The 11,696-nt window shown below is 69.5% G+C and carries 11 protein-coding genes and 1 pseudogene; 7 read left to right on the top strand and 5 right to left on the bottom strand.

Annotated elements, in window-relative coordinates:
* The first annotated feature begins 66 nt into the window (after positions 1-66).
* The 5 genes from ACFWQC_RS18330 to ACFWQC_RS18350 are packed head-to-tail and all read left to right on the top strand — an operon-like array spanning position 67 to position 6,299.
* Complete coding sequence (locus ACFWQC_RS18330; RefSeq protein WP_378680872.1) at positions 67-513, top strand: cupin domain-containing protein; 447 nt, start codon at positions 67-69, stop codon at positions 511-513.
* Positions 510-1,415, top strand: a complete 906-nt coding sequence (locus tag ACFWQC_RS18335) for an acyl-CoA thioesterase (protein WP_378680875.1) — start codon at positions 510-512, stop codon at positions 1,413-1,415. Before ACFWQC_RS18330 ends, ACFWQC_RS18335 begins: the two co-directional genes overlap by 4 nt.
* Positions 1,412-3,055: an AMP-binding protein gene (locus ACFWQC_RS18340; protein ID WP_378680878.1), complete on the top strand. Its 1,644-nt coding sequence runs from the start codon at positions 1,412-1,414 to the stop codon at positions 3,053-3,055. The genes ACFWQC_RS18335 and ACFWQC_RS18340 overlap by 4 nt, the downstream gene beginning before the upstream one ends.
* A complete protein-coding gene (locus tag ACFWQC_RS18345) occupies positions 3,052-5,457 on the top strand; it encodes a bifunctional salicylyl-CoA 5-hydroxylase/oxidoreductase (RefSeq protein WP_378680881.1) in 2,406 nt (801 codons plus the stop codon). Before ACFWQC_RS18340 ends, ACFWQC_RS18345 begins: the two co-directional genes overlap by 4 nt.
* A complete protein-coding gene (locus tag ACFWQC_RS18350) occupies positions 5,454-6,299 on the top strand; it encodes a PaaX family transcriptional regulator C-terminal domain-containing protein (RefSeq protein WP_378680884.1) in 846 nt (281 codons plus the stop codon). Before ACFWQC_RS18345 ends, ACFWQC_RS18350 begins: the two co-directional genes overlap by 4 nt.
* Here ACFWQC_RS18350 and ACFWQC_RS18355 read toward each other — a convergent pair.
* The gene (locus ACFWQC_RS18355) at positions 6,291-7,046 is read right to left on the bottom strand and encodes a PaaX family transcriptional regulator C-terminal domain-containing protein (RefSeq protein ID WP_378680887.1); all 756 of its coding nucleotides are present in this window, start codon (positions 7,044-7,046) and stop codon (positions 6,291-6,293) included. The genes ACFWQC_RS18350 and ACFWQC_RS18355 overlap by 9 nt on opposite strands.
* A gap of 91 nt (positions 7,047-7,137) precedes the next feature.
* Here ACFWQC_RS18355 and ACFWQC_RS18360 point away from each other — a divergent pair, with 91 nt between their 5' ends.
* Together ACFWQC_RS18360 and ACFWQC_RS18365 are read left to right on the top strand one after the other, a co-directional pair.
* The gene (locus ACFWQC_RS18360) at positions 7,138-7,959 is read left to right on the top strand and encodes an NAD(P)-dependent oxidoreductase (protein ID WP_355020879.1); all 822 of its coding nucleotides are present in this window, start codon (positions 7,138-7,140) and stop codon (positions 7,957-7,959) included.
* Positions 7,956-8,669: an enoyl-CoA hydratase/isomerase family protein gene (locus ACFWQC_RS18365; RefSeq protein WP_378680891.1), complete on the top strand. Its 714-nt coding sequence runs from the start codon at positions 7,956-7,958 to the stop codon at positions 8,667-8,669. The genes ACFWQC_RS18360 and ACFWQC_RS18365 overlap by 4 nt, the downstream gene beginning before the upstream one ends.
* 37 nt (positions 8,670-8,706) lie before the next feature.
* On the opposite strand, the gene ACFWQC_RS18370 is transcribed toward ACFWQC_RS18365, so the two are convergent.
* The 4 genes and pseudogenes from ACFWQC_RS18370 to ACFWQC_RS18385 all read right to left on the bottom strand — a co-directional run.
* Complete coding sequence (locus tag ACFWQC_RS18370; RefSeq protein ID WP_378680894.1) at positions 8,707-9,726, bottom strand: phosphatase domain-containing protein; 1,020 nt, start codon at positions 9,724-9,726, stop codon at positions 8,707-8,709.
* Between the two features lie 63 nt (positions 9,727-9,789).
* On the bottom strand, positions 9,790-10,293 hold the full coding sequence (locus ACFWQC_RS18375) for a hypothetical protein (RefSeq protein ID WP_378680897.1): 504 nt from the start codon (positions 10,291-10,293) through the stop codon (positions 9,790-9,792).
* A gap of 177 nt (positions 10,294-10,470) precedes the next feature.
* Positions 10,471-11,052: a hypothetical protein gene (locus tag ACFWQC_RS18380; RefSeq protein ID WP_378680900.1), complete on the bottom strand. Its 582-nt coding sequence runs from the start codon at positions 11,050-11,052 to the stop codon at positions 10,471-10,473.
* Between the two features lie 239 nt (positions 11,053-11,291).
* A pseudogene (locus ACFWQC_RS18385) lies at positions 11,292-11,696 on the bottom strand (ABC transporter ATP-binding protein); the annotation flags it as partial.

The following is an 11,696-nucleotide window of genomic DNA, read 5'->3' on the forward strand; positions in this document are numbered from 1 at the left end:
TTGACATGCCTACAACGTTCGTGCAGAAAATGAAACACTTCCTGAATCGAACGGACAGGACCTCACATGGACCCCACCTCCGACACCTCCGGTCTCGGCGTCCCGGTCGTAACCCGCGCCGGCTTCGAGCCCGACCTGACCGGGCAGAGCGAGGGCGCCACCCGGATCAGCGGCGTCAGCATCCAGCACACGCCCGCGACCAGGCTCTGGTTCGGCAAGGTGCACAACCTCGCCGGCTATCGCTCTGTACCCCATCACCACGGCGAGGCCGAGACCGGCGGCTACGTGCTGTCGGGGCGGGCCCGGATCTACTTCGGCGAGAAGTTCGAGGACTACCTCGACATGTCCGAGGGCGACTGGGTCTTCGTGCCCCCGTTCCTGCCGCACGTCGAGTGCAACCTCGACCGCAACCACCCGCTGACCTGGATGACCACCCGCACCCCGGACAACATCGTGGTCAACCTCCCCCAGGTCGACGACGCCGACCTCCGCGACTGGACTGACCGGCCATGACCGCCGGCTCCCAGACGTTCACGGACGCCGTCACCCTCAAGGAGTGCGAGCCGGAGGTCTTCGACCTCGCCTTCACCGCGACCACCCAGCCGTGTCCGTGGCCGAAGGCGTACGGCGGCGACATGGTGGCCCAGGCGCTCGTCGCCGCCTCCCGGTCCGTGACCGACGGCAAGTCGATGCACTCGATGCACTCCTACTTCATGCGGCCCGTCGACATCGGCGCCGAGGTCCGCTACGAGGTCGAGGTGCTGCGCGACGGCCGCGGCTACAGCACTCGCCAGGTGCGCGGCTTCCAGAACGGCAAGCCCGTCTACGTGTGCATGGCGAGCTTCGCCGCCGGCGAGCCGAGCGGCAGCTTCCAGGCCACGAGGCCGGCCGACATCCCCGGTCCCGAGACGTTGCCGACCTCCGCGGACTACCTCGCCGAGCGCACCGGCGGCACCATGACAGAGACCTCCAAGGCGTACTGGTCCGGCGGCCGCAGCTTCGACATGCGACACGTGCCGGGGCCGGTCTATCTGACCGTCGAGGGCGAGCGGTCGCCGCACCAGGCCATCTGGGTCAAGCCGTACGACACCCTCCGCCCGGTCGAGGGGCTGACCGACCAGCAGCGCGACGCCGCGGCCCTCGCCTACGTCTGCGACTACACGATCCTGGAGCCGGCCCTGCGGGTGCTCGGCCTGGCGTGGGCCGACGAGGGCCTGGTGACCGCCAGCCTCGACCACGCGATGTGGTTCCACCGCCCGGTCGCGATGGACGACTGGCTGCTCTACGCGCAGGAGGCCGTCTCCGTCGAGGACGGCCGCGGCACCGGCCTGGGCCGCTTCTTCACCACCGACGGCGTGCTGGTCGCGACCGTCGTCCAGGAAGGCATGATCCGAGCCGCGGGGGCCTCGTCATGAACGCGTCGAGCCCGTCCGGCTACGCCGACACATTCGCCCGCGACCACCTGCCGCCCGCGGAGCAGTGGCCGAGGCTGGAGTTCACCACGCCGCTCCTGGACTACCCCGAGCGCCTCAACGCCGCGACCGAGCTGATCGACGCGACCGCCGCGGAACATGGTCCGGACCGTCCTGCCCTCCGCACCCCCGACGGCACGGTGTGGACCTACGGCGAGCTGCTCACCCGCGCCAACCAGATCGCCCACGTGCTGGTCGACGACCTCGGTCTCGTCAGCGGCAACCGGGTGCTCCTACGCTCCCCGAACAACCCGTGGACGGTCGCGGCCTGGCTCGGCGTGCTCAAGGCCGGGGGCATCGTCGTGACAACCATGGCTGCGCTCCGGGCGACCGAGCTCGGGCCGATCGTCGCGAAGACCCGGCCCGCGGTCGCGCTCGTCGACCATCGGTTCGTCGAGGACGTCCACGCGGTCCGGGACACCGTCGCACCCGACCTGACCGTGGTCGCCTACGGCGGGGACGCCGAGGACGACCTGACCCGTCGGATCCTGGCCAAGCCCGGCGACTTCACCGCGGTCGACACCGCGGCCGACGACGTCGCGCTGTTCGGGCCGACCTCGGGGACGACCGGGGTCCCGAAGATCACAACCCACTTCCACCGCGACATCCTCTCGATCGACAACACCTTCGGCCGGGCGACGCTGCGGCTGGAGCCGAGCGACGTCGTGGCGTGCACGGCGCCGTTCGCGTTCACCTTCGGACTCGGCATGCTGGTCGTCTTCACGCTGCGGGCCGGGGCCTGTGCTCTGCTCACCGAGGCCGCGTCACCGGTTCAGCTCGCCGACCTGATCGCGACCCACGGCGTCACCGCGCTCGCGACCGCGCCGACGGCGTACAAGCAGATCCTCAAGTCCGGCGCGATCGAGCAGCTCAAGGGGCTGCGGGTCGCCGTCACCGCGGGCGAGCACATGCCCCGGGCGACCTGGGAGGAGCTCGAGCGCGAGCTGGAGCTGCGGGCCATCGACGGCATCGGCGCGACCGAGATGCTGCACATCTTCATCTCCGCGGCCGGCGACGACATCCGCCCCGGGGCGACCGGCAAGCCGGTGCCCGGCTACCGCGCCGCCATCCTGGACGCCGAGGGCAACGAGGTCGGGCCGGGCGTCGAGGGGCGGCTCGCGGTGATCGGCCCGGTCGGCTGTCGCTACCTGGACGACGCGCGCCAGCGCGGCTACATCGTGAACGGCTGGAACGTCACCGGTGACACCTTCGTCCGCGACGAGGACGGTTACTACTGGTACCGCTCACGCACCGACAACATGATCGTGTCCTCGGGCTACAACATCGCCGGACCCGAGGTCGAGGAGGCGCTGGGCACCCACCCGGACGTCGTCGAGGCGGGCGTGGTCGGCGGGCCCGATGCTGACCGCGGTGCCGTCGTCTGCGCCTTCGTCGTGCTCCGTGAGGGCGTGGACGGCGATCCCGCGAAGGCCGAGGAGATCCAGCAGTACGTCAAGGGCCGGCTGGCTCCCTACAAGTACCCGCGCGACGTGCGTTTCGTCGCGTCCCTGCCGCGCAACACCAGCGGCAAGCTGCAGCACTTCAAGCTGCGGCAGCTGATCGCCTCGGAGAGCGGGACATGAGGATCGCGATCGTCGGAGGTGGTCCCGGTGGGCTCTATTTCGCCACGCTGATGAAGACCCTCGACCCGAGCCACGAGATCACCGTCTGGGAGCGTAATGCCCCCGACGACACCTTCGGCTTCGGCGTCGTCTTCTCCGACGAGACCCTCGGCAGCATCGAGGGCGCCGACCAGGTCGTGCACGACCGGATGGAGGAGCTGTTCGCGCGCTGGACCGACATCGACGTCGGACTCACCGACCGGCAGGGCGCGCGCCACTCGTTCACCGTCGGCGGGCAGGGTTTCGCCGCGATGTCACGCAAGGACCTGCTCCAGATCCTCCAGGAGCGGGTCGTCGAGCTGGGGGTGACCGTCCACTTCCGGACCGAGGCCCCGGACCCCGACGAGCTGCGGGCCTCCTACGACCTGGTGCTGGCCGCGGACGGCGTCAGCTCGGCAGTCCGGACCAAGTACGCCGACCGGTTCGGGCCCAGCCTCGACCGCCGCCGGAACAAGTACATCTGGTTCGGCACCGACCTGGTCTTCGAGGCGTTCCAGTTCTTCGTCAAGCAGACCGAGTTCGGCACCATGCAGATCCACGGCTACCCCTTCTCCGACCGCGGCTCCACGTTCATCGTGGAGATGCACGAGGACGTGTGGCGCCGCGCCGGCCTGGACAGCACCGAGCACCAGGTCCTCGCCCCGGGCGCCTCCGACGAGCACGCCGTCGGCCGCGTCGCCGAGATCTTCGCCGACGAGCTCCGCGGCCACGCGATCCTGACCAACAACTCCAGGTGGATCAGCTTCCAGACCGTCCGCAACGAGCGCTGGTACGACGGCAACGTCGTGCTCCTCGGCGATGCCGCCCACACCGCTCACTTCTCGATCGGCTCGGGCACCAAGCTGGCGATGGAGGACGCCCTCGCCCTCGCGGCCTGCCTGCATGAGCACGCCTCGCTCAACGAGGCGCTCGAGGCGTACCAGACCGAGCGGAAGCCGGTGGTGGAGTCGACCCAGCGCGCGGCCCAGGCGTCGCTGGAGTGGTTCGAGAACATCGAGATGTACGCCGACCAGGACCCCGCGCAGTTCGTCTTCAACCTACTGACCCGCTCGCGCCGGATCACATCTGCGAACCTCGAGGAACGTGACGCCGACTTCGCGCGCCTGATGGAGGCGGAGTTCGTACGGCACCAAGGCGGCCAGGAGGTGGCGCCGGCGATGTTCCAGCCCGTCCGGATCGGCGAGCTGGAGGTGAAGAACCGGGTCATGCTCTCCCCGATGGACATGTACTCCGCGACCGACGGCGTCCCCGAGGAGTTCCACCTGGTCCACCTCGGCTCCAAGGCGCTCGGCGGGGCCGGGCTGGTGATGACCGAGATGACGTGCGTGTCACCCGAGGGCCGGATCACCCTCGGCTGCCCGGGAATCTGGACCGACGATCAGCGCGACCACTGGCGCCGAGTGACGGACTTCGTGCACAACCACTCCACCGCCAAGATCGGCCTGCAGCTGGGCCATTCGGGCCGCAAGGGCTCGACGAAGCTGATGTGGGACGGCATGGACGAGCCGCTCGATGACGGCAACTGGGAGGTCATCGGCCCCTCCTCGCTTCCCTACGGCGAGGGTTGCCACGTCCCGCGCGAGGCGAGCCGTGCCGACCTGGACAAGGTGGTCGCGGACTTCGTCTCGGCGGCTCGGCGCGCCGTCGACGCCGGCTTCGACCTGGTCGAGATCCACGCCGCGCACGGCTACCTGCTCAGCTCCTTCCTCTCCCCCGTCGCCAACCATCGCGACGACGAGTACGGCGGACCGCTGGCCAACCGCCTCCGCTTCCCCCTCGAGGTCTTCGACGCGGTACGCGCCACGGTGCCGGCCCCGATCCCCGTGACGGTGCGGATCTCTGCCACCGACTGGATGCCCGACGGCAACACCGAGGACGACGCCGTCGAGATCGCCCGCGCGTTCGTCGAGCACGGCGCAGCCGCGATCGACGTCTCCTCCGGCCAGGTGAGCAAGGACGAGAAGCCCGCCTTCGGGCGCTCGTACCAGACCCCGTTCGCCGACAAGATCCGCCACCTTGTCGCCGAGCCGGCCGGGGTGAAGGTGATCGCCGTGGGCGCCATCTCCTCCTACGACGACGTCAACTCGATCCTGCTCGCCGGCCGCGCCGACATCTGTGCGCTCGGCCGCACGCACCTGTTCGACCCGAACTGGACGCTGCACGCTGCTGTCGAGCAGGACTACGACGGCGCCGCGGCCGGCTGGCCCGTACAGTGGGCGGCCGGGCGGCGCAAGCCACCGACGTCGCGCAGCGACAAGATCCCCCCTCGCCTGCAGCTGCTCAGGACCGGCAAGACCGACCAGGTCCACCTGCGGTGGGTTCGCGGGAAGCCGACGGAGGATCCGGCAGAATGCCGCGGGTGACGAAGGCGGGGTCTGCACCGGCAGCACAGGTCAACCGACGATCGCGCACCACCGTGGTGACATTCCTCGGCGCTGTCGTGCGACCGCTCGGCGACTGGATGCCGATCGCCGGCGCGATCGACCTGCTCGCCCAGGTCGGGCTCGACGCGCCGTCCGTACGCACCGCCGTACACCGCCTCAAACGGAACGGCTGGCTCGACTCGGAGACCCGCGACGGCACCCGCGGATACGGGCTCACGCCCATCGCCCGCTCCACGCTCGCCGCCGGCGACGAGGTGATCTGGCACGCCCGCACACCCGCCGACCTGGCCGACGGCTGGTGCATCGTGCACTTCGGCGTACCCGAGTCGATGCGCGCCAAGCGACACCAGCTGCGTGCCCACCTCTCCCACCTGGGCTTCGGCAACGTCGGCACCGCGCTGTGGATCGCGCCCGCGCGGATGCGAGACGCGGCCGAGCGGGCGGTGACCGAGCTCGGGCTCGAGTCCTATGCCGCGATCTTCGTCGGCGGCTACCACGGCACCCAGGACCTCACCGAGCTGCTCTACAGCAGCTGGGACCTCGACGCGATCAACCAGAGCTACCGCGACTTCACCACTGCCCACAGCGCTCTCGCCGACCGGCTCGAGGACACCGCTCCATCGGGCCAGGACGCGTTCGTGACCTATCTCGGCGCCGTCGGCCAGTGGCGCAAGCTCCCCTTCCGCGACCCGGGCCTGCCCCACGACGTCCTCGCCCCGAACTGGAGCGCCCCCGCCGCGGTCGCGCTGTTCGAGAAACTGGTCGACGAGCTGGAGAAACCCGCACTCGCACACGCGAGCGCTCACTGGCCCTCAGGCTGACGGGCTCTTGGTGAGCGCCCGGCGAGTGTCGATCAGCCAGTCCTTGTAGTCGAGGTGCGCCTTCCGCAGAGCGGCACCTGGCCAGTCTGCGGGAAGCAGCTCGTCGGGCAGGACGGGATCCGCGAGCAGATGGCGTACTGACGTCGCACAGGCGGTGAACCGCAGCACGGGGTCGTCGGTGTCGGTGGCTGCCAGCAGCTCGCGCGCCCGATCGGCCCAGCCGGCCAGATCCCACAGCCTGCCGGCAAGTTCCACGGGGTCGGTCGTGGGCCGCATCGTCAGCCGCTCGCACAGACCGGCGAGGTCATCGGACCACTCGAGGTCGAGGTTCGCCGGGCGTACCCAGACACCCTCACGCAGCTCTGCCAGACGGAGGTCCGTGAGCGTCGCACGGAGGCTCGCCCGGTCGGCGGCGGAGCGGCCGGTAGCGGTCACCACGACCATGTCCCAGCCCCCGTCCCAGGCGCCGGTCTGCACGTGGATCGCCGCCTCCTGACGGCGCTGGCGGTGGCCCAACCTCTCGGAGAGCTGGTATCTCCCGTCCGCGGTTCGGACCAGATCATCGGCGGCGACCATGCGCGAGAGCGCGACCCGGACCGTCGTCTCCGAGAAGCCGACCAGACGGCCTCCCGCGACGAGCTCACGAGCGGACAGCGTCGGCACCTCGGCGCTCATGAGCAGACCCAGGAGCGCAGAACGGGCGGACACAGGGCGAAGGGCGCTCGCCTCGGCATCGGTCGGTGACATCCCTGCGGATCTTACATGCATCCCGCATCCGCAGACGATGTGTTATTTACATCATTGCCACAGCCGCAGACGATCTGTAACGTCCCCAGGCATGAGCCTTACTGGACGCACCATCATCATGTCGGGCGGCAGCCGCGGCATCGGCCTGGCCGTAGGCATCGCCGCGGCCAAGCTGGGAGCCAACGTCACGCTGCTGGCGAAGACGGACAAGCCCGACCCACGCCTGCCCGGCACGGTTCACACCGCCGCCGCCGAGATCGAGGAAGCGGGCGGTCAGGCGCTCGCAGTGGTCGGCGATGTCCGCGACGAAGCCTCGGTAGAGAACGCGGTCGCACAGACCGTCGAGCGGTTCGGCGGCATCGACATCGTGCTCAACAACGCCTCCGCGATCGCGCTCGACGGCACCGAAGACCTGCCGATGAAGCGCTTCGACCTGATGACCCAGATCCAGCTGCGCGGGACGTACCTGCTCACGAGCAAGTCGCTTCCCCACCTGCGCGCATCGGCCAACCCGCACATCCTGTCGCTGTCGCCGCCCATCAACCTGTCGCCGCAGTGGCTCGGAGCGCACCCGGCGTACACCTTGGCGAAGTACGGAATGAGTCTGCTGACGCTCAGCTGGGCGGCGGAGTACGCCGAGCACGGCATCGCCGCCAACTGCCTGTGGCCGGAGACCCTCATCGCCACCGCCGCTGTGCAGAATCTCCTTGGCGGAGACGCAGCGGTGGAGAGGTCGCGTACGCCCGAGATCGTCGCCGACGCCGCGGTGGAGATCCTGGGACGCCCCTCGCGCGAGTGCACCGGCAACTCGTTCCTGGATGTGGACGTGCTTCGGGATGCCGGAGTCACGGACTTCTCGAAGTACGGCGGGACCGGCGACCTGGAGTACGACATCTTCGTGGACCGGCCATGACCAGCCTCGTGCGGGAGCGGCGCGGAGACGTCGAGATCCTCCGGCTCAACCGTCCCGAGAAGCGGAACGCCCTCGACACCCCGACGCTCCGCCTGCTCAACGACGCGTTGAGAGAGCTGTCCGATGACGGCGAGATTCGCGCGGTGGTGCTCTCGACGACATCTCCCGACGCCTTCTGCGCGGGCGCGGACGTCACCGAACCCCTGGACGCAGCAGGCGGAGTCGCCCGGATGGAAGCGTTCGCGGAGCTCTATCGGCTCGTCGACGGGGTGCCCGTGCCGACGATCGCTGTCTGTGTCGGCAACTGCGTGGGCGCCGGCGCCGAGATCATCGCCGGCTGCGACCTGCGCGTGGCCGGCGACAATCTGAAGCTCGCCTGGGCGGGCGCTCGGCTGGGCGTTCCGGTCGGCCCGGCCCGACTGACCCAGCTCGTCGGCCTCTCACGCGCCAAGGAGCTGATCTACACCGGGCGCCCCGTCGGCGCGGATGAGGCTGTCGCGTTGGGCCTGACCCTACGCACTGTCCCGGCCGGCGAGGCCGAGGCGGTGGCCCTCGAGCTGGCAGGACTCATCGCGCGTCAGTCGTCCGACGGGATTCGTACCCTCAAGGAGATGTTTCGCGAGCTCGAGGGCACTGCCCATCGGATCACCTACGAGAACGAACGGCTGATCGACTTCCAGAGGAACAGCGTCGGCCTGCCGCAGGGCTAGCGGGTCCAGGACGTACGACCCAGAGGCCGTGTCGTTCTCAGAGCAGGCCGAGACCGGTGGCGTGGCGACGTACCGCCTCGCTGTCGGCGACGAGCACGAGCGGTACGTCGTCGCCCATGGAGCTCCACACGCGCTCGACGCGGCCGTCGTGAGGATCGAGCCGCACCTCGCGGATGTAGACCGCGAGGATCCGCCCAGGATGACGGCGGACGGCGTCGGCGTAGATCTCCGGATCGTGCTCACCGGAGTCGCCCAGGAGGACGAACGGAAGGCTGGGGTGGAGCGCGAGGACCTCGTCGATGCGCCCACTCTTCGGCTCCCGGCCGTCGGCGCTGCCGAGCAGGTCGCGCAGCAGCAGCGGCCCACGCGGGAAGTCGCGGTGGCGCACGAAGGCGTCCAGGAACGCATGCAGGTTCCACGGGCTGGAGGAGATGTAGAACACCGGGTTCGCGCTGGCGGCCAGGTCACGGTAGAGCTCGGGCGCGCCAGGGAACGGCGTACGCGTGAGCGCCGATCCGGTGAGGGTCTGACGCACCATCCGCCCGACGCGCTGCACCCCGGTCTCGAGGATCGTGTCGTCGATGTCGGAGATCACGCCGAACTGCGCCTCACCGACGGGCACGCGGACCTCCACCGTGGCCCGGTAGTCGCCGGCCAGGCCGCGGTACTCGCCGGCCAGCTCGACGGCGCCGCGCGTCAACGGAGCCTCCAGCGTTTCCGGGTCGGGCCGCAGCCGTGCCACGAAGTAGCCCTCGTCATCGGTGACCGCGTCCACGGCGGCATCACCCACGGTGACCCGCAGCGGCACACCCGGTAGCTCGTCGGTCACGAAGTGGCGGATCATGCGGCGTACGGCGGCCCTCGCGCCCTCACCCTCCACGGCCTCCGAGGGCGGCGGATCGTCGACGACCCGACCGCGTACCACGACGCCCTCGGCACTCCCGTGCCCGCCATAGCACTCGATCCGGAAGTCCGCCGGCACCTGCGATCCTGCCCGACGGAATCTCGCCGCATCCCACGCTCGCTCCAGCCCGAGCATCCACTGACGTGCCGACATGGCCACAGCCTAGAGTCCGCCCCGTCTGGACGGCTCACCGCCGCGACGGACCCAGGGACGTGCTCAGCGCGCGTCGCGCACACCTTGGCGACGGGCACCCTGCGCACGAGAGGACGCGTCACGCTTGAGGCCTCCGGTCGTCCGCGTCGCGTCCCGCCGCGCGCTGGGCACAGGGGTGGCCCCGTCGTTCATGGGAGTTTCACGAGACGGCCCTGCGCTGGTGGCGGCTCGCGCCGCGGCGATCCGTTCGGCCCTCAGCTCCTGCGAGGCCTTCCTCGCCGCCGTGCTGACCTCTCGGCTGACCTGCGCCAACACGGACTCGAAGACCTCCGCCTTGGCCCTAGCGCGCTGGTTCTGGTCGTAGGCCTTACCGCGTCCGCCGACGCTCTCCACCGCGGCGCTGGCACCGCGGCGGTAAACCTTCATGTGCTTGCTGCGCTCGCGTCTCACCCGCTCATGAAGCTCGAGGAGCTGGTCCTCGTCGAGCTCGCGCAGGACAGCAGGGTCCGCCTCACGGACGAGAGCTGCTTCCTTCTCGGTCAGGGAATTCAGCAAAGCCTTGTTCACAGGACCCTCCGGTGTCATCGCCGACGACTGCGCCGCCCCCGGTTGACGCACACGGCGCAAGCCCATGCTACGCCCGGCACGGGCCCGGCTCGGAGGATTCGGCCGGCAGGTGGGTGCGAAAGGTGCGCCAGCTCAGTGCTCGTCGGAGAGCACCTGAGCGGGCTGGCGCGCTACCGCTCAGGCACGGACCCGGTCGGGCGAACCACTCCAAGCGTCCTGCGAGATGACGAGAAGCATCACTACTCCGGTGACCACGGCCACGGCCGCGGCAGCAGCGGCCGTCGCCGTCCACGCCAGCCCGAGGACAAGCCCGGCCACGCCGAGCACGGCCATCAGGAGGCCGAGCCGGGTGAACATCGGGGTGTCGAAGGCACGCGCGAACGGCAGGAAGTGCAGCCCGACGAACAGCACGATGACGCCGGGAAAGACGTCGACGCGTCCCACCGCATCCAGGGCAAACCGCCCCAGCTGGATCCCCACCAACATGCCGGCGACGCTGAAGAAGTACACCCAGATCGCACTGCGCGGCAAAGGCTCGAGCGGCGCGAACAGGCGGGGCGTGATGAGCACCGCCCACACGAAGACCGCGAGCGCACCGGCCCAGACAACCAGCGCTCCGCCTGACACAGCGGCCGACAGCTCGCCACGGTTCGCATGGACGAAGACGCTGCCGCCGACCGCACCGATCACCGCACCCCAAACCCGTGGGTGTCCCAGGTGCTGGAGTCCACGACCGACGTCTCCCGGCGTACTGATCATCTGCGCACCCGCTCCTTTGCTTGCCACGTGTCGCTCGAATGAGCGAAGGGGAATCGCCAGGATCGTACTGAACCAAGGCTCCGGAGGGCACCAGGGGGCGCATGACGAGGAGACCGGCGAACGACAAGCAGGAAACCCGGCTCTCACCAGCCGTGTTGTGGCTGGTCAGAAGCGGGTTTTCAGGTGGTCAACCTGAGGGGATTCGAACCCCTGGCCTTGAGTTGATGGTGAGTCAATCTTCAAGGTTCCGGTTGGGTGGTTCCGCCGCCAGATGCGGCGTGCACGACCTCGGGCTGGAAGGATTCCGGCGGCGGGGTGACACCGTTCTCCCGGCACCAGGCGCCCGGCGGACGCTGGTACTTGCGCGGAATGCCGTTGGACGGCTCCAGCTGCATCGGAATCGGCGGCAACGGCGGCAGACCCATGTCCTTCTCCGCAGCCAACTCATCGGCGTCCTTCTCCTCCGACATACCGATCGGGCCGATCGTCTGAGCATTGAGGAACTGCCGCACCACCGGCTCCTCAGAACTCAACAACATCTCACGGGGACCGTACATGGCCAAGTGCTTGTGGTAGAGCAGACCGATGTTGTCCGGGACCGTACGCGTCGAGTTGATGTCATGGGTCACGATCAAGAACGTCGC

The organism is Nocardioides sp. NPDC058538, from assembly GCF_042719275.1.
Classification (GTDB): domain Bacteria; phylum Actinomycetota; class Actinomycetes; order Propionibacteriales; family Nocardioidaceae; genus Nocardioides.

What these genes read in the sequence shown, in the direction of transcription:
- ACFWQC_RS18330 (WP_378680872.1), top strand. Translation starts at nt 67, where the DNA reads ATGGACCCCACCTCCGACACCTCCGGTCTCGGCGTCCCGGTCGTAACC.
- ACFWQC_RS18335 (WP_378680875.1), top strand. Translation starts at nt 510, where the DNA reads ATGACCGCCGGCTCCCAGACGTTCACGGACGCCGTCACCCTCAAGGAG.
- ACFWQC_RS18340 (WP_378680878.1), top strand. Translation starts at nt 1,412, where the DNA reads ATGAACGCGTCGAGCCCGTCCGGCTACGCCGACACATTCGCCCGCGAC.
- ACFWQC_RS18345 (WP_378680881.1), top strand. Translation starts at nt 3,052, where the DNA reads ATGAGGATCGCGATCGTCGGAGGTGGTCCCGGTGGGCTCTATTTCGCC.
- ACFWQC_RS18355 (WP_378680887.1), bottom strand. Translation starts at nt 7,046, where the DNA reads ATGTCACCGACCGATGCCGAGGCGAGCGCCCTTCGCCCTGTGTCCGCC.
- ACFWQC_RS18360 (WP_355020879.1), top strand. Translation starts at nt 7,138, where the DNA reads ATGAGCCTTACTGGACGCACCATCATCATGTCGGGCGGCAGCCGCGGC.
- ACFWQC_RS18365 (WP_378680891.1), top strand. Translation starts at nt 7,956, where the DNA reads ATGACCAGCCTCGTGCGGGAGCGGCGCGGAGACGTCGAGATCCTCCGG.
- ACFWQC_RS18370 (WP_378680894.1), bottom strand. Translation starts at nt 9,726, where the DNA reads ATGTCGGCACGTCAGTGGATGCTCGGGCTGGAGCGAGCGTGGGATGCG.
- ACFWQC_RS18380 (WP_378680900.1), bottom strand. Translation starts at nt 11,052, where the DNA reads ATGATCAGTACGCCGGGAGACGTCGGTCGTGGACTCCAGCACCTGGGA.